General features: G+C 71.7%; 13 protein-coding genes. 5 read left to right on the top strand and 8 right to left on the bottom strand.

Features of this window, described 5'->3' with window-relative positions; translation table 11 throughout:
* The first annotated feature begins 12 nt into the window (after positions 1-12).
* Entirely contained in the window at positions 13-765 is a 753-nt protein-coding gene (locus tag OWM54_RS23355) for an enoyl-CoA hydratase (protein WP_267698911.1), read from the top strand.
* A 96-nt stretch (positions 766-861) separates the two neighbouring features.
* On the opposite strand, the gene OWM54_RS23350 is transcribed toward OWM54_RS23355, so the two are convergent.
* Positions 862-3612: a M1 family metallopeptidase gene (locus OWM54_RS23350; RefSeq protein WP_267698910.1), complete on the bottom strand. Its 2751-nt coding sequence runs from the start codon at positions 3610-3612 to the stop codon at positions 862-864.
* A gap of 92 nt (positions 3613-3704) precedes the next feature.
* Between OWM54_RS23350 and OWM54_RS23345 the strand changes: the two genes are divergently transcribed.
* The gene (locus tag OWM54_RS23345) at positions 3705-4700 is read left to right on the top strand and encodes a lysophospholipid acyltransferase family protein (protein WP_267698909.1); all 996 of its coding nucleotides are present in this window, start codon (positions 3705-3707) and stop codon (positions 4698-4700) included.
* Between the two features lie 111 nt (positions 4701-4811).
* On the opposite strand, the gene alr is transcribed toward OWM54_RS23345, so the two are convergent.
* Complete coding sequence (alr, locus tag OWM54_RS23340) at positions 4812-6017, bottom strand: alanine racemase (protein WP_267698908.1); 1206 nt, start codon at positions 6015-6017, stop codon at positions 4812-4814.
* 220 nt (positions 6018-6237) lie between these two features.
* Here alr and OWM54_RS23335 point away from each other — a divergent pair, with 220 nt between their 5' ends.
* Positions 6238-7134, top strand: coding sequence for a transcriptional regulator (locus tag OWM54_RS23335; protein ID WP_267698907.1), 897 nt, complete (start codon positions 6238-6240; stop codon positions 7132-7134).
* Between the two features lie 3 nt (positions 7135-7137).
* Positions 7138-7806 (top strand): metallophosphoesterase, encoded by a 669-nt coding sequence (locus OWM54_RS23330; protein WP_267698906.1) that lies wholly within the window; start codon positions 7138-7140, stop codon positions 7804-7806.
* Positions 7807-7821: 15 nt separating this feature from the next.
* Here OWM54_RS23330 and OWM54_RS23325 read toward each other — a convergent pair whose 3' ends face one another.
* From OWM54_RS23325 to OWM54_RS23300, 6 genes are all read right to left on the bottom strand, one after another.
* Positions 7822-8562 carry an SDR family oxidoreductase gene (locus OWM54_RS23325; protein WP_267698905.1) on the bottom strand — a complete coding sequence of 247 codons (741 nt, stop codon included), beginning with the start codon at positions 8560-8562 and terminating at the stop codon, positions 7822-7824.
* Positions 8563-8664: 102 nt separating this feature from the next.
* Positions 8665-9894 (bottom strand): hypothetical protein, encoded by a 1230-nt coding sequence (locus OWM54_RS23320; protein ID WP_267698904.1) that lies wholly within the window; start codon positions 9892-9894, stop codon positions 8665-8667.
* A gap of 155 nt (positions 9895-10049) precedes the next feature.
* Positions 10050-11657: an LVIVD repeat-containing protein gene (locus OWM54_RS23315; RefSeq protein WP_267698903.1), complete on the bottom strand. Its 1608-nt coding sequence runs from the start codon at positions 11655-11657 to the stop codon at positions 10050-10052.
* A 104-nt stretch (positions 11658-11761) separates the two neighbouring features.
* Positions 11762-12394 carry a CHRD domain-containing protein gene (locus OWM54_RS23310; RefSeq protein ID WP_141332680.1) on the bottom strand — a complete coding sequence of 211 codons (633 nt, stop codon included), beginning with the start codon at positions 12392-12394 and terminating at the stop codon, positions 11762-11764.
* A gap of 98 nt (positions 12395-12492) precedes the next feature.
* A complete protein-coding gene (locus tag OWM54_RS23305) occupies positions 12493-13374 on the bottom strand; it encodes a LysR family transcriptional regulator (RefSeq protein ID WP_267698902.1) in 882 nt (293 codons plus the stop codon).
* A gap of 102 nt (positions 13375-13476) precedes the next feature.
* Positions 13477-14382, bottom strand: a complete 906-nt coding sequence (locus tag OWM54_RS23300) for a hypothetical protein (RefSeq protein WP_267698901.1) — start codon at positions 14380-14382, stop codon at positions 13477-13479.
* Between OWM54_RS23300 and OWM54_RS23295 the strand changes: the two genes are divergently transcribed.
* A complete protein-coding gene (locus OWM54_RS23295; protein ID WP_267698900.1) occupies positions 14381-15439 on the top strand; it encodes an SMP-30/gluconolactonase/LRE family protein in 1059 nt (352 codons plus the stop codon). The genes OWM54_RS23300 and OWM54_RS23295 overlap by 2 nt on opposite strands.
* Positions 15440-15466: the final 27 nt, after the last annotated feature.

Raw genomic sequence — 15466 nt, 5'->3', positions numbered from 1 at the left:
GGCTCCGGCGCCATGTCCGACACGTTGCTGACGAAGCGGGAAGCGGGGGTCCTCACCCTCACCTTCAACCGACCCGAGAAGAAGAACGCCTTCACGCATGCGATGTACGAGGCGGCCACCGCCGCGCTCCAGCAGGCGGCGACGGACGACGAGGTCCGCGCGGTGCTGCTCATCGGCGCCGGCACCGTCTTCACCGCGGGCAACGACATCGGCGACTTCATGGAGCACCCGCCCGCGGGCGAGGACAGCGCCGTGTTCCTCTTCCTCAAGGCGCTGGTGGACGCGCCCAAGCCCGTGCTCGCGGCGGTGGACGGCCCGGCGGTGGGCATCGGCACCACCATGCTGCTGCACTGCGACTACGTCATCGCCACCGAGCGCGCGCGCTTCCACATGCCCTTCGTGCAGCTGGGCCTGTGCGCCGAGGGCGCCAGCAGCCTGCTGTTGCCGCGCATGGCCGGCTACGCGCTGGCCAGCGAGCTGCTCCTGTTCGGCGAGCCCTTCGACGCGGCCACCGCCCTGCGCGCCGGCATCATCAACAAGGTCGTCCCCGACACGAGCCTCCACGAGGTCGCCACCGAGCGCGCCCGCACCCTGGCCTCCCGCCCCGCGGAGGCCGTGCGCGTGACGAAGGAGCTGATTCGCGGCCCGCTGCGCGAGCAGACCCACGCCACGCTCGCGCGCGAGGGCGCGAAGTTCATCGAGCGCCTGGGCTCCACGGAGGCCCAGGAGGCCTTCATGGCGTTCATGTCGCGCGGCCGGAAGTAGTCGGCCCGCCCGCGACGACAGGCCCCGCGCGCGACGTCGCGGGGCCTGCCCGCCCGGGAGGCCGCGAAGGCCCTCCGGGCTTGTGTGACGCCGAGCTCAGCGCGTCTTCTGCAGCTTCGGCTGGGGGTGGGTGACGCGGCCGTCGAGGAACGACTCGACGCTCTGGGCCTGCGCGGCCTTCAGCGCCACGCACTGGTCCACCGACTCCAGCACCTGCGCCAGCGTGCGAGGCCCCCCCGGGGCCTTCTCGGCGCGCGGCGTGAAGAACTCCGCCAGCGCCTTGCGCTGCTCCTCACCGCAGAACGCGCGGCCCACGAAGGACAGCCGCCCCGCCGCGTCCTGCGGCAGGAGCGCGTCCGGCGAGTCGCCCACGAGCTTGTCGTAGTTCTTCGTCACGAAGTCGAACGCCACGCCCTGCGTCTTCACGTGCTGCGAGGCCGCGAACGCCATCCACACCGTCTCGCGCGGGTCCATCCCCTTCTCGAACACGAGCCCCAGGTTCTGCTTCACCAGCTCCGGGTCGACGAAGCCGCTCAGCGCCAGAATCATGTCCCCGCGCCGCGAGCGGTCCTTCTCCGAGCGCACCGCCGTCAGCAGCTTCTGCTGGAAGGCCGCGTCCCCGTGCGCCGAGGCGATGGAGAGCACCGCGTCCACCATCTCCGGGTCCACCGCCGCGGGGTTGACGAGCCACTTGTCCGCGAGCCCCTTCGCCTCCGCCACCAGCTTCGGGTCCGCGCCGTCGCGGCCCGCGAGCCGGATGACGCGGGGACGCAACAGCCGCGTGTCCTCGCTCTCGCCCTTGCGCGGCGTGAAGCCGAGCTCCCGGGCCCGGGGGCCGTACGTCTCGCGCAGGAAGCGCGCCCGGTCCGCATGCCGGCTCTCCGGCAGCAGCCGCGTGCTCACCAGGTCCAGCATCTCCATGGTGCTCTCGACGATGACCCGGTCCGGGTCGTGCGCCGAGCGCTCCGCCAGGGCCAGCGCCTCCGAGGCCGGCAGCGCCCCGGCCAGCGCCAGCGCCCGCACGTCGCCCAAGAGCGCCACCCGCTCCGCGCGCGACAGCCTCGCCATGCCCGCCTTCGTCAGCTTCTTCGCCGCCTCGCCCGCCAGCTGGATGCGGAAGAACCCCGCGCCCTCCGCGTTGGGGAACACCCAGGCCGGGCACGTCTTCGCCTCCGTCAGGGCCACCTCGGCGCGCTCGCCCTCCAGCACCGTGCACGCCTTCGCGTCCTTGTTGCCCACCGCGTACTTCACGCACACGGGCACCTTCCACGTCTGCGGCCCCGGCGCCTTCGAGCCCAGGCGCAGGTAGCGCTGCTGGGTGAGCACCACCTTGGGCTGGCCCGCGCCACACTCGAGCGTCGCCGTCACCAGCGGCGCGCCGCCCTGGTCCAGGAACGTGCTCAAGACGCCCGTCACGTCCTGCCCGGCCTCCGCCGACAGCGCGTCCAGGAAGTCCTTCGCCGTGGCGTTGGCGTGCGCGTGCTTCTTCATGTAGCGCTGGATGCCCTTGCGGAACACCTCGCGCCCCAGCCACTCCTCCGTCATGGTCAGCACCGCGGAGCCCTTGCCGTAGGTGATGCCGTCGAAGGCGTTGTGGATGTCATTGGCGCTGTCGATGGGCTGGCGGATGCGGCGCGCGGACAAGAGGCTGTCGGCGTCCAGCGAGCGGCTGCGGTCCTGCACGCGCTCCACCGGCGCGTCCCACGTCGGCTGCCAGGACTCGACGATGCGCGGCGTCACCCAGGACGCGAAGGACTCGTTGAGCCACAGGTCGTCCCACCACGCCAGGGTGACGAGGTTGCCGAACCACTGGTGCCCCAGCTCGTGCACCTGCGTCTCCGAGAAGGCGCGCTGGCGGCCGATGGAGTCCTCCTCCGGCTTGGACAGCATGAGCTGCGAGTTGAACGTCACCAGGCCCGGGTGCTCCATGGCGCCGCCGAGCAGCGGCACCGCGATGACGTCCAGCTTCTCGTATGCGTAGGGGATGCCGAAGTACGCCTCCAGCGCGGCGAGGATTTCGGGCGTCACCTTGGCGGCGTACGTGCCCTCCACGGTGCGGCCGCGCGGGGTGATGATGCGCGTCTTCACCTTCTTCTGTCCGGAGTCGGCCGCCTCCAGGAAGTCGAACGGGCCCACGCCGAAGGCGATGAGGTAGCTGGGCAGGGGCTGCGTGCGGCCGAAGCGGTAGGTGCGGCCGCCGTCGGGGCGGGCCTCCTCTGCCAGCTGCGGCGTGTTGGTGACGGCCACGTTGCCCGCGGGCACGTGGAAGGTGAACTGCCAGGGCACCTTGAACTCGGGCTCGTCGAAGCAGGGGAAGACGCGGCGCGCGTCGATGGGCTCGAACTGGGTGAAGACATACCAGTCACCGCCCTCGTTCACGCGGAAGGCGCCATCCGTCTCCTTCTCGGAGGCGATGCCCTCGTAGACGACGCGCAGCTTCGCGGTGCCCAGCGTCAGCGGCTCCTTCACGGAGAAGCCCAGGAAGTCTCCCGCCTCGCTCCGGTGCACGGTCGCCTCGCGCGGCGTGCCTCCTTGCGTCAGCGTGGCCTGCTTCACGGTGAGGTTCTTGCCGTGCAGCCACACGACGGTGGTGGGCTTCGACACGTCGAGGCCGATTTCCGCGACGCCCTGGAAGGCGGAGGCCTTCGGGTCCAGGGTGAGCTCCACGGCGTAGCCCTTGGGACGCACGTCCTTGGGCAGGCGCAGCGTGGGCGGCGTGGGGGCCGCGGTGGAGGGAGCCGCGGCGGTGGTCGCCACGGGCTCGGTGGCCGGCGGGGTCTGCCGGGCACCGCATGCGGACAACAGGGCAACGGTGGCCAGCGCCACCGGACGGAGCAGGTTGGGCATGGCGCGCAGTGTGTCTTATGCCGAGCAGCCAGGGTAGCGCCGAGCGCGAGTGTGTCCTTGCCGGAAACTTCACTTCGGGGTGGAGTGCCCGCGTGTCCGCCTCCGCTCCCATTTCCGACCAGGTCGTCCCGGTAACGAACGCCCAGAAGCAGCCCGCGGAGCATCTGCGCCGCATCATCGGCACGCCGCCCGGCGCGCTGGTGAAGCTCCTGACGCGGCCCGTCTTCGCCTTCATCACCTGGCTGTCGCCCCAGTCGCGCGACGCACTCGCCCGCTTCGTGGGCAATCTGGCGTACACGCTGGGCATCCGTCGCCGCGTGGTGATGGACAACCTGGCGCGCGGGCTGCCGGAGAAGAGCGACGCGGAGCGGCGCGACATCGCGCGGGGCGCGTACATCAACATGTCGCGCGTGGTGTTGGAGTCGATTCCCGGTGGGGACCGGCTGCCCGCCGACTGGGGCGAGCAGGGGGTCGTGGGCCAGGAGGCCTGGGACGCGCTGCGGGCCCGGGTGGCCACGGGCCAGGGCGCGCTGCTGGTGACGGCGCACTTCGGCAACTGGGAGCTGCTCGGCGACATGCTGATTCGCTGGGGCGTGGGCATCGACGCGCTGGTGCGTCCGCTCAAGGGCGCGCTCAACACGCGCATCGCGGAGAACCGGCTGGGCTGCGGCGCGGGGCTCATCTATCCGCGCGGCGCCATCCAGGAGATTTCGGAGGCGGTGGAGCGCGGCGAGTCGCCCTACATGCTGCTGGACCAGGCGCTGCCGGCGAAGGCCGCGGTGTTCGTGCCGTTCTTCGGTCGGCTCGCGTCCACCACGCCCGCGTGCGCGGTGGCCGCGCAGCGCACGGGCGCGCCGGTGTACGTGGTGATGGGCGTGCGCAGCGGCAAGGGCGCGCGCTTCCGGCTGGAGGTGGAGGGCCCCATCCCGGCGCCCGCGCCCGGCGAGTGCGCGGACCCGGTGACGGAGCACACCGCGCGCATCACCGCGGCGCTGGAGCGCTGCATCCGCAAGTACCCCGACCAGTGGATGTGGCTGCACCGCCGCTGGAAGGTGCAGCCGCCCGCGGCGACGGACGAGAAGCGCTGAGGCGCGCGCGCCCGGCTGCCCCCCCATCGCGCGGCCGCGTGATGCCGCCGCGCGACCACCCGGGCGGCGTCCGGCGCCCGCTGGGATGGACGCGAAGCGCTGACCGGGGCCCTACTCCACCACCACGCGGCGCAGGTGCGCGCCCAGGCGCGTGACGACCTCGTAGTGGATGGTCTGCGCCCAGCCCGCGAGCGCCTCGGCGGTGATGGACTCCTCGCCGTCGCGGCCCATCAGCGTCGCCGTCACGGGGCGCTCATCCGGCGTCGCCCGCGTCACATCCACGATGAGGTGGTTCATCATCACGCGGCCCAGCACCGCGCACCGCCGCCCGTTCACCAGCACGTGCGCCTTGCCCGACGCCAGCCTCGGGTAGCCGTCGTAGTACCCCACCGGCAATACAGCGATGCGCGTGGGCTCCGACGTCCGGTACGTGCAGCCATAGCCCACGTACGCATTCGCCGGCAGCCACTTCACCACCTGGCTCTTGCACCGCCACGACAACACCGGCCGCAGCGACGGCACCTCGCCCAGCACCAGTCGCGCCGACAGCCGCGTCTCCGCCGACGGCCACAGCCCGTACAACGAAATCCCCACCCGCCGCGCCTCGTAGCGCGCCCGGGGCAACACCAACGTCGCGGCGCTCGCGGCGATGTGCCGCTGCAACACCCGCCCGGTCCCCAGCTGCGCCGACAGCAACCCCAGCCCCGTCTCGAACGCGTCCACCTGCGCCAGCGCGTACCCCTGCTCCGTCACGTCCTCCGTGTTGGCGAAGTGGCTCAACCCGCCCACCACCTCCAGCACGTCGCGCGCGTCCACGAGGAAGCGCGTCTCCCCGGGCAGCTGCTCCAACGTGAAGCCCTCGCGCCCCAGGCCCGTGTCGATGTGGACGTGGACCCGCAGCGGCCGAGCCAGCCCCGCCGCGCGCAGCACCGGCACCGCGGCCTCCCAGCCACGGTCGGCCACCACCACCTCCACGCCCTCCCGCGCCAGCACCACCGCCTCCTCCGGCCCCACCGCGCCCAGCACCACCACCTGCCGGGGAGAAAGGCCCTGGGCCCGCTCGTACTCCCGCACCCGCAGCGCGTCCTGCGGCGCGATGAAATAGAGGATGTCCACCAGCCCGTGGACGACCGGCAGCACCTGCGACAGCCCGTGCCCGTAGGCGTTGCCCTTGAGCACCACCCCCAGTGCCCCCGAGGGCCCCTTGCCCCCCTCCAGTGCCCGGAACACCTCCACGTTGTGCCTCAGCGCACCCGCGCTCAGCTCCAACCACGAGGTATGAGCCGCGTCCCCAGGCCCGCCACCAATGGACTCCACGTGTACCTCCGCGACGTCGACTCCCGCCCCATACCAGCAATGGCCGGGCCATGGAGCGCGCGGTCCAGGGGCCGCGGGCGCCCGTTTCCGGGACAGGCGAGCCCCTTGTCACACAAGGCATCCAGGCGTCCCACTCCCGTCACGAGACGGGGCAAACAAGCGTTCACTTCGGAAATGGTCGAATCTGGATTACGGGAGGGGGGTGCTATCGTCCCACGGCGTGTCCTCCCCGGACGTTTCCCTGGCCCAGGCCTTCATCGCGGCGCGAGGTGTCCCCTGCGCGCCGGAGTCGCTGCCCCCGCTTCAGGCGTTGCTCGCGCGCGCGTTGGGTACAGCGCGCGAGGCGTGGCCCGGGGTGGAGCTGGACGGCGCACGCTTCGTCGTCCACCTGGCGCGGCTGCTCCCCGCGCAGGCCCCCTCCGAGGACGTGGAGAAGTTCCACCTCCCGGACGTCTACCTGGCGCGCGCGGCGGCGGACCAGCTCCCCTCCGCGTTGAGTGCCTTCGAGGCGAGCTTCATGCCCGAGGTGAACGCCGCCGTGGCACGGCTGAAGCTGCCGCCCTCGGGGCTCGACGAGGTCCGCCAGCTCTTGCGCCAGCGCATGCTGGTGGGCAGCCAGGATGCCCCCGCCCGACTGGCGGCCTACCCCGGCACGGGCCCCTTGAGCGGCTGGGTGCGCGCCGCGGCGCTGTGGCTCGCGCTCGACTGGCAGCGCCAGCGCGGCGGACATCCCCAGGCGGATGACGGGGACTTGTCGCTGCTCGTGGCGCCCGGGGACGACCCGGAGCTGATGTACCTGAAGAACACCTACCGCGCGGAGTTCAGCGCCTCGTTCACCGCCGCGCTCGGGATGCTGGAGGCGCGGCAGCGCAACTTCCTGCGCATGAAGTACCTGGACGGGCTGAGCATCGACCAGTTGGGCGCCCTGTACGGCGTGCACCGCTCCACGGCGGCGCGCTGGGTGGTGGCCGCGCAGGAGTCGCTGCTCCAGGAGACGCGGCGGCTGCTCACCGAGAAGCTGCGCCTCACCGGCTCGCAGCTCGACAGCGTGCTGCGCCTCATCTCCAGCCAGCTCGACGTCAACCTGAGCCGCCTGTTGCGCTCGAAGGTGGAGTGAGGAATGCGCACGCTCTTCATCGGCGACGTGCACGGCTGCGCGCGGGAGCTGGACGTGCTGCTGACCGCGTGCGGCTGGTGCCCCGACGACCGCGTGGTGCTGGTGGGTGATTTGGTCGCGAAGGGGCCGGACTCGGCGGGCGTGGTGCGGCGGGCGCGCGAGGGAGGGATGCTCGCGGTGCGCGGCAACCACGACGCGCACGTGCTGCGCTGGCACTCGGGCCGCGGACCCGAGGGCAAGAAGCTGGGCAAGGAGCACCGACAGGTGCTCGACACGCTGTGCGCCGAGGACTGGGCGTACCTGGAGGCGCAGCCGCTGTATCGCCGCTTCCCGGAGCTGAACGTGCTCGCGGTGCACGGCGGGCTGGTACCGGGGGTTCCCCTGGAGGCGCAGCGCGCGGACGAGCTGCTCAACCTGCGCAGCATCGCCCCGGATGGGACGCCGTCGAAGCGGGTGGACGGCGGCGTGCCCTGGGCCAGCTGCTGGCAGGGGCCGGAGCTGGTCATCTTCGGCCACGACGCCATGCGCGGCGTGCAGCGGCATCCGCACGCGGTGGGGCTCGACTCGGGCTGCGTGTACGGCGGGCGGCTCACCGCGTACGTGATGCCGGAGGGCCGGCTCGTGTCCGTGCCGGCCCAGCGCGCCTATGTCGACGTGCACGGCTCGCCGTGACACGGGCGCCCGGCGTCAGATGATGCCGCCGTTGGCGCGCAGCACCTGCCCGTTGACCCACGCGCCGTCGGGGCCCGCGAGGAAGGAGACCACCGACGCGATGTCCACGGGCTGCCCCAGCCGCTCCAGCGGGGCCAGCTTCGCCAGCCGGTCCACGACCTCCTGGGGCTTGCCGTCGAGGAACAGGTCCGTGGCGGTGGGGCCGGGGGCCACGGCGTTGACGGTGATGTCGCGGCCGCGCAGCTCCTTGGCCAGCACGCTCGTCATCGCCTCCACGCCCGCCTTGGTGGCCGCGTAGACGGCGTACGTGGGCTGCAGCAGGCCCACCACGCTGGAGGAGAAGTTGATGATGCGCCCGCCCTTGCGCAGCCGGCGCGCGGCCTCGCGCAGGGTGTTGAAGGTGCCCTGGAGGTTGACGGCGACGAGCCGCTCGAAGGCGGCGTCCTCCATGTCCGCCACGGGCGACAGCGTCATGATGCCCGCGTTGTTGACCAGCACGTCCACGCCGCCGAAGGCCTTCTCGGCCGCGTCGAACATGCCGCGCACCTGGGCGCTCTTGCTGATGTCCGCCTTCACGGCCAGGGCCTTGCCGCCGGCCTGCTCGACGTCACGCACGAGCGCCTCCGCGGGCCCCGCGGAGCTCGAGTAGTTCACGATGACACTGAAGCCGTCCCGCGCGAGCCGCTCCGCGACCGCCGCGCCGATGCCTCGCGATGCCCCGGTGACGAGGGCGACCTTCGAACCCTGGATGCTCATGTGATTCCTCCCGGCCGGACTTCCGTGACGAAAGCCGGGAGGAACCATGTCTTTCGCTCGGCGGGAAGCAGGGAGTGACGCGGGGTCCGCCGTCACTGTCCGCTAGAAGTCGCGGGCCTGCTTGCGCAGCTCGGCGGCGAGCCGCCCCTCCATCTCCTCGCGAATCTCCTCGCCGTAGGCATCGCTCTCGTAGAGCAGCGTCAGCAGGCGGTCTCGCGCCACCTGGTAGCCCAGGAGCCGGACCGCCGTCTCCGGGGCCTTCCAGCGGGCGACGACCACGTACCCGTTCCGGGACGCGCGAATCTCCGGCTCCGGAGAAGAGGGTTCCTCCTGGGTGTCGTCGTACGCGTCAGGCCGGTCGTCATCGTCCACCTGGGCCTCCACGAGCGGCGGCGGCGCCTCGTCCATCGCGTCCTGCTCGACCGCCACGAGCGGCGGCACGTCCATCTGCGCCTCGCCCTCCCGAGCCCCTTCGCGCGATGAGGCCATCGCGTCGTCCGCAGGAACTCCGCTCGCCTGGGCCCGCGCGGGTGCCTCGCTCCCCGCCTGTCCTCCCGTCGCCTGCGCCCGCGCTGGTGCCGCGCTCCCTGCGCGTCCTCCCGTCGACTGAGCCTGAGCGGATGCCGCGCTCCCTGCGCGTCCTCCCGTCGACTGCTCCTGCGCGGGTGTCGCGATCTCCGCCTGTCCTCCCGTCGACTGCGCCTGAGCGGATGCCTCGCTCCCCGCCCGCCCTTCCATCGCCTGCGCCTCCACGGGAGGCGCCACGGTCACCCTCCCCGACTCCTCCACGAGCGGCGGCGAGGACATCGCCTCCGCCGGTGCTTCGCTCGTCCCGAACGCGGAATCTCGCCGCGCGGGCGCCCACTCAGCCGCGGGCGGCGACGTCTTGGTGAGCAGCCACGCCAGGTCGATGGACTCGCGGTACTTCAACACACGTCGCGACGAGCCTCGCTTCCGGGGCCGCCCGTACTTCGCGTTCAGCACCTCCACCATCTGCTGGTGCTCGTCCCGCAGGACCTCCGGGGTCGCGAAGCGCACGAACACCGAGCCCAGCTTGTCTCCCGCGAAGAGGAAGAACACCCGGGCCGGACGCTCCCCGAGCGTCGTCGACACCACCAGGTCCTCGCGCGCCGTCACCAGCGCCTCGGGGTACAGCGCCCGCACCTGCGCGCGCGACATGCCCCACTGCGTGGCCTGGAAGCCCTCGCCGCCATACTTGCCCGCATGGTCGGCCCGAATCGCCGCCCGGCGCTCGTGCACCGTCGGCCCGTGGTGACGCGAACCACAGCCGCCCGCGAGCAGCAACACCACCATCCACCCGTAACGCTTCATCGAGCCCATCTCTCCGGCTCCCGACTTCGAATGACCCGGCACCCCGCGCGAGCGTAGGCCAGGAGGCCCTCGCGAGACCATGCCAGTCATCCCGGAGGAGGACCCCACCGCCGGAGGCGGACACGAGGCCCACCTCCGGCGCGGCGTCACGTCCGCTACTCCACCTCCTCGAAGATGAGCAGGCCCCGCGAGGTGTCGATGACATACACGTGGCCGTCATCCGGGATGCGCACGCCGATGGCGCCGTCGAAGAACATCAACCCCCGCGCCCGGTCCGTCGCCCGCCAGGTGTTGTAGTAGGCGACCTCCTTCATCTCCGAGGGCCGCGACACGTCCAGCACCCGCACGCCGTGCTGGTAATGGCTCAGGTAGAGCCGATTCCCCTTCAGCTCCATGTTGTGCACGGAGACGCCCGGGGAGAGCCGGTACTCGCCGACGAGGATGGGGTCCTTCGGGTCCGTCATGTCGATGGCCCGCACGTGCCCTCCCCAGTCCTCGCCGCCCTCGAAGACGATGAGGCGGTTGTTCACGTAGTGCCAGCGGTTCGTGTGGCTGGTGGAGCGCGGATAGACATACTCCCCCACCTTCACCACGTTCGCCGGGTCGCTCACGTCGAGAATCAGCAGGCCCGCGCGCCAGTGATTCACGAACAGCCGGTTGCCCCACGCCGTGGCGTCATGCGGGAAGGAGGCCACGCTGGGATTGACGCTCGGGTCCGCGTAGCGACCGAGCAGCACCGGCTCCCGCGCGTTCTTCACGTCGAAGATGAGCGTCACCGGCGCCGGCGAGATGGACATCGCATACAGCCGGTCCATCGCCACGAAAACGGTGTGCACGTTGACCGCACCTCCGCCCGGCAGCGCGCTCACCAGCACCGGGTCCGCCGGGTCCGAGATGTCGAACACCAGCAGCCCCCGCGCCGCGCTGGCGACATACAGCGCGTCGTCCTTGGCCCACACGCCGTTCCAGTAGCTGTCCCCCGGGAAGAACACGTTCTTCACCAGCCGGGGCGCCTTGCGGTCCGCCAGGTCGAACACGTAGAGCCCGCCGGGCCCCTTGAACGCATCCTCCAGCGACACCACGTAGGCGTGGCCCTTGGTGACGAAGACGTCGGCCACCGTGCCCTGGGGCACCACGCCCTCACCCACCAGCTCCAGCTTGGAGCCCTCCGCCTCGCCCTCGCGCCGGCGGACCTTCTCCAGCTCGAAGGTGCCCTGGAACGCCGGCGTGCCACCCAGGCAGTTCACGAAGCAGCCCGTCAGCCGCGTCGAGCCCTCCGCCTTGCACCCCACCATCGACGTCCGGTACGCCCGCCCATCCGGGAGCGTGCCGCCGCGCGAGGCGAAGAAGGTGCTCTCATCCAGGCGCGACTCCGGGAAGGGCACGCCATCCTGGAACACGCGCCCGTCCTCCAGGATGCGCACCGCTCCGGTGCCCTGGCTGTTGTCGTTCGTCAGGATGTCATTGCCAATGACATGCAGGGTGAAGATGCCCGCGCCCCGCACCGCCCCCAGGCTGTCGCGCGAGCAGGCCGACAGGTCGAAGGACTCCAGCGTTCCGCACGCGGCGCTCGTACTCCCGGCGGGGAGCACCGGGCAGGCGGCGAGCGGCTCGGTGGACCAGTCCCCGTGGTCCTCCAGTCTGTGGGAGGGCCCCTGCTCCACGGGCACCTTCACCACGTCATCCAGCTCGCGGGAACACGCGCTCCCCATCCCCGCGCAGAGCAGGCCCCAGAGCACGCCACCTTTCCACCGGTTCGTCATGAAGCTCCTCGTTCATGTGTTCCGGCCCCTGGACTCCCAACGTCCGGGGTCCCTCCCGCATATCGAACGAAAAGCCAGACGATTGCGCCGGCGGCGCGGAACCTTCAGGGCTGCGCGGCGTAGAGCTGCCCGCGCATCTCCCCGTAATAGGTATGCGCCTTGGTGTGCAGGTTGAAGTAGAGCACGCCCTTGCGCGCCAGGGACTCCAGGCTGGCCAGCGTCCGCGTCTGGGCAAGGAACCCCAGCTCCGCGGGGCAGCTCTCCGGCAGCCCGGGCTTGATGCCCTTCATCTCCTTGACGAAGGTGACGTTGGCGTTGGTGAGCTCCACGGACCAGCGCCCGTTGGCGAGCGTCTTCGACAGGTTGCCCAGCTCCCCGAAGTCCACCACCACCGGCCCGAGCACCCCGGGCGGCCCGCAGTGGATGTGGAACATGAGGATGTCCGCGGGATTGACGCCCGTCATCTCCACCTCCACGTAGGCCCGGGTCAAATCCTTGCTGAAGCGCAGCACGCCGTGCCCGCGGGACTTGCGCGCCTCGCGCGGCGTCGAGGGCGCGGTGGCGCCCAGGCTCTTCTCCAACAGCTTGGGCACCTCCGACTCCTCACCCGGCTCCTGCGCGGGGCTGAGGAACGCCTCGTAGACGGTGAAGGTGCTCGCCCCGAGCGCGGGGTCCTTGGCGTGGGCCGAGGACACGAGGACACAGGTCGACACGAGCGACATCAGCAACGGACGCATGGCGGGCTCCAGGGCGGGGATGAGACGCTCCTGGCGTAGCGTGGATGCGAGGGCCCGCGGATGGCCGAAGATGGCCACCCGATGGCCGCCCCGCCCCATCACAGCGGCTCGAGGAACTGGCGGATGTGCGTGAGCACCTGGCGCACCTTGGGAATCTCGCTCAGGGCCTCCGGCACGCTCAGCCTCAAGGGACGCACCCGGCCCACCACGTCCGGGAGCACCGCCACCAGCGCGTCCCCTCCCGCCGGGTCCGGCAGCTCCACGCTGGGAATCAGGCCGATGCCCTGCCCCGCCAGACAACACACGCGGACGAAGTGGATGTCGGTGGAGATGAGCGCGGGCGCCACCGGGAACGGGGCCCCCGTGAGCGTGGGCCACACGCTCGCGTCGTCACCGGGCGCCTGCCAGCAGAACAGCTCGTGCGCCTTCAGGTCCTCCACGGAGGCGGGCACGCCACGCTGGCGCAGGTAGGTCTCGCTGGCCCACAGCCCCTCGCGCACGCGCAGCACCACCTGCGACAACCATGGCCCGCGGGGCAGCGCGTCGCCGAAGTGCGCCGCCAGGTCCACGTCCTCCAGCGACTCCGACAAAGGGTGCTCGCTGAAGCGCGCGTGCACGCGCAGCTGGGGGTAGGTGGTCCTCAAGAGTCCGAAGAGCGGCGCCAGCAGGTGCGGCGGCATCCCCACCGGCAGCACCACCCGCAGGGTGCCGGAGGGCGTGTGCCCCACCTCGCGCAGCGACGCCACCAGCGCGCTCGTCTCCTGCATCATCAAGCGGCCCCGGCGCGCGAGCAGGACCCCCGCCTCCGTCAGGATGATGCCCGTCCGGGTGCTCGTGAGCAGCGGCACGCCCGCGCGGGCCTCCAGCGCCTCCACGCGCCTGCGCAGCGTGGTGCGCGACACCGCCAGCACCTCCGCCGCCTCCAGGTACGAGCCCGTCTCCGCCACGCCCACGAAGGCTCGCAACTCTTCCAGGTCCATGCCGTCCTCGCTCCGGTGGAGGCCACCGCGCGCATCTTCCCTGAAGCCCGCCCGCTCGCGCGAGCCCGCCCTCCGCGCCCGGAAGCGTCCGGCACGCGCGGCTCAGTACACGCGGCCCCCGTGCACCGGGCCCGCGCGCAGGTACTCGACGCCCTCGAGCACGAGTCGCCCCGTCGACGGCTCCACGTGGCCCACGCGCTGCCGCGTCATCCAGGACCGGTCCACCTTGACCAGGCTCCAGCCGTCGCAGTCCACCGGGGATGACCCGACGAAGCGCCCCAGGTCCAACGTGAGCGCCCCCGCGGACGTCACGGGGAACTCGACCTCCCGGGCCCCCTGTGAGGGGACCGCCACGGTCTCGAAGCGCGCGCCCGCCAGGTACTCACAGGCGGTGCGCGGGGGGCCTGTCAGCGCCGCGGCCTGGCGCGCCTCCTGCGGCGAGCGCCGCTCGGACCTCTCGTCGATGGGCCCCTCGGGCCGTGCCCAGGGCAGCACGGCGTCCGCGCCCGAGGGCGCGGTCGGGTGGTCCGGCAGCACCGCCGTCACCTCCACCCTCCGGAACAGCCCTGGCTCGACGCGGACCGAGCTCGCGCGGCCGTCCTCCGCGACCACCGTCACGAACCTCGCGTGGGGGAGCTCCACCCGGAAGACGCCCTCGGTGAACGCCACCCGCCCCTTCATCCGAGGCTCGTTGCCACACAGGCCGCCCGGCAGCGTGAAGGAGACGAAGCCCCGGGCCACGGGCCTGCCGCGCGCGTCGAGCACGCGCCCCCTCACGTCAATCCCATCCTCGAAGGTGCGCATCGGCCCGGAGGGCCCCTCGACCCGCGAGACCGGCAGGTACACCGTCGTCGGCTCCGGCGGGCGGACGTCCCAGAGGGCCCCGCGCGACTGGCTCAGCCACAGCAAGAAGCCCCCCGTCACCAGGACCTGGCGCCAGGGCCCCAGCCGCCTCCACACCGCCGTGGTAGCCTGCGGGATTCCTCCTCCCTGCCTCCCAATCCCCATGAAGAAATTCCTGATGGTCGCGGGCATGCTGTGCGTGCTGCTCGCGGGTTTCGCGCTCAAGACAATGAGAGACGCGGGTCAGTTCCGCTCCATCGCCCCCCACGCCCCCGGCAGGTGCAAGCCGGTGTCGGGCATGCCCGGCGCGGAGGACCTCACCTTCCATCCGAGCGGCGAGTACGCCTACGTGTCCTCGCATGACCGCCGCGCGGCGATGGCGGCCGGCGCCCCCGTCCGGGGCGACATCTACCGCTACTCGCTCGAGGGCGACACGCCGCCGGTGCTGCTGACCGGGAGCTTCCAGGGCACCTTCCAGCCCCACGGCATCAGCCTGTACGTGGACCCCACCGGCGCGCAGACGCTCTTCGTCGTGAACCACCTCCCGGGGCACCGCAACACCATCGAGCGCTTCGAGGTGGGCAGCGACGGCCTGCTCGTCCACCGCGCCACCCGGGAGGGCCCCGAGCTCGTCTCGCCCAACGACGTGGTCGCCGTGGACGCCGAGCGCTTCTACGTGACGAACGACCACGGCAACCCGCCGGGCTTCTGGCAGACCCTGGAGGACTATCTCCAGCTGGGCCAGGGCAACGTCCTCTACTTCGACGGCCAGCGCTTCAAGAAGGTCATCGAGGGCACCACGTACGCCAATGGCATCAACCGCTCCCACGACGGGGCCACGGTGTACCTGGCGCAGGCCGTGGGTCGCACGCTCGACAGCTACTCGCGCGACGTGGACACGGGCGCGTTGACCCTGCGCCACTCGCTCGCGCTGGACACCGGCCCGGACAACATCGAGCTCGACGCCGAGGGCAACCTCTGGGTCGCCGCCCATCCGAAGCTGCTCGACTTCGCCGCCTATGCGGGCGACACCACCGGCAAGGCCCGCGCGCCCGCCCAGGTGCTGCGCCTGTCCGGCACCGACGCGGACATGAAGGTCACCGAGGTCTTCCTCGACGACGGACAGCAGACCTCCGCCACCGCCACCGCCGCCGTCTTCGGCAAGCGGATGCTGCTGGGCCCTGTCTTCGAGAAGGACTTCCTCGACTGCGAGCTGCCCTGAGGCCCACCAGAATCCGACGCGCCCCTT

The sequence above is a fragment of the Myxococcus sp. MISCRS1 genome (assembly GCF_026626605.1).
In the GTDB taxonomy this organism is placed as follows: domain Bacteria; phylum Myxococcota; class Myxococcia; order Myxococcales; family Myxococcaceae; genus Myxococcus; species Myxococcus fulvus.
The sequence above is the reverse complement of the archived record's forward strand: the minus strand, read 5'-3'. Positions and strand labels throughout refer to the sequence as shown.

Bases quoted from the DNA above. Each gene is read 5' to 3' on its own strand.
- OWM54_RS23355 (WP_267698911.1), top strand. From the start codon at position 13: ATGTCCGACACGTTGCTGACGAAGCGGGAAGCGGGGGTCCTCACCCTC.
- OWM54_RS23350 (WP_267698910.1), bottom strand. From the start codon at position 3,612: ATGCCCAACCTGCTCCGTCCGGTGGCGCTGGCCACCGTTGCCCTGTTG.
- OWM54_RS23330 (WP_267698906.1), top strand. From the start codon at position 7,138: ATGCGCACGCTCTTCATCGGCGACGTGCACGGCTGCGCGCGGGAGCTG.
- OWM54_RS23325 (WP_267698905.1), bottom strand. From the start codon at position 8,562: ATGAGCATCCAGGGTTCGAAGGTCGCCCTCGTCACCGGGGCATCGCGA.
- OWM54_RS23320 (WP_267698904.1), bottom strand. From the start codon at position 9,894: ATGAAGCGTTACGGGTGGATGGTGGTGTTGCTGCTCGCGGGCGGCTGT.
- OWM54_RS23315 (WP_267698903.1), bottom strand. From the start codon at position 11,657: ATGACGAACCGGTGGAAAGGTGGCGTGCTCTGGGGCCTGCTCTGCGCG.
- OWM54_RS23310 (WP_141332680.1), bottom strand. From the start codon at position 12,394: ATGCGTCCGTTGCTGATGTCGCTCGTGTCGACCTGTGTCCTCGTGTCC.
- OWM54_RS23305 (WP_267698902.1), bottom strand. From the start codon at position 13,374: ATGGACCTGGAAGAGTTGCGAGCCTTCGTGGGCGTGGCGGAGACGGGC.
- OWM54_RS23295 (WP_267698900.1), top strand. From the start codon at position 14,381: ATGAAGAAATTCCTGATGGTCGCGGGCATGCTGTGCGTGCTGCTCGCG.
- OWM54_RS23300 (WP_267698901.1), bottom strand. From the start codon at position 14,382: ATGGGGATTGGGAGGCAGGGAGGAGGAATCCCGCAGGCTACCACGGCG.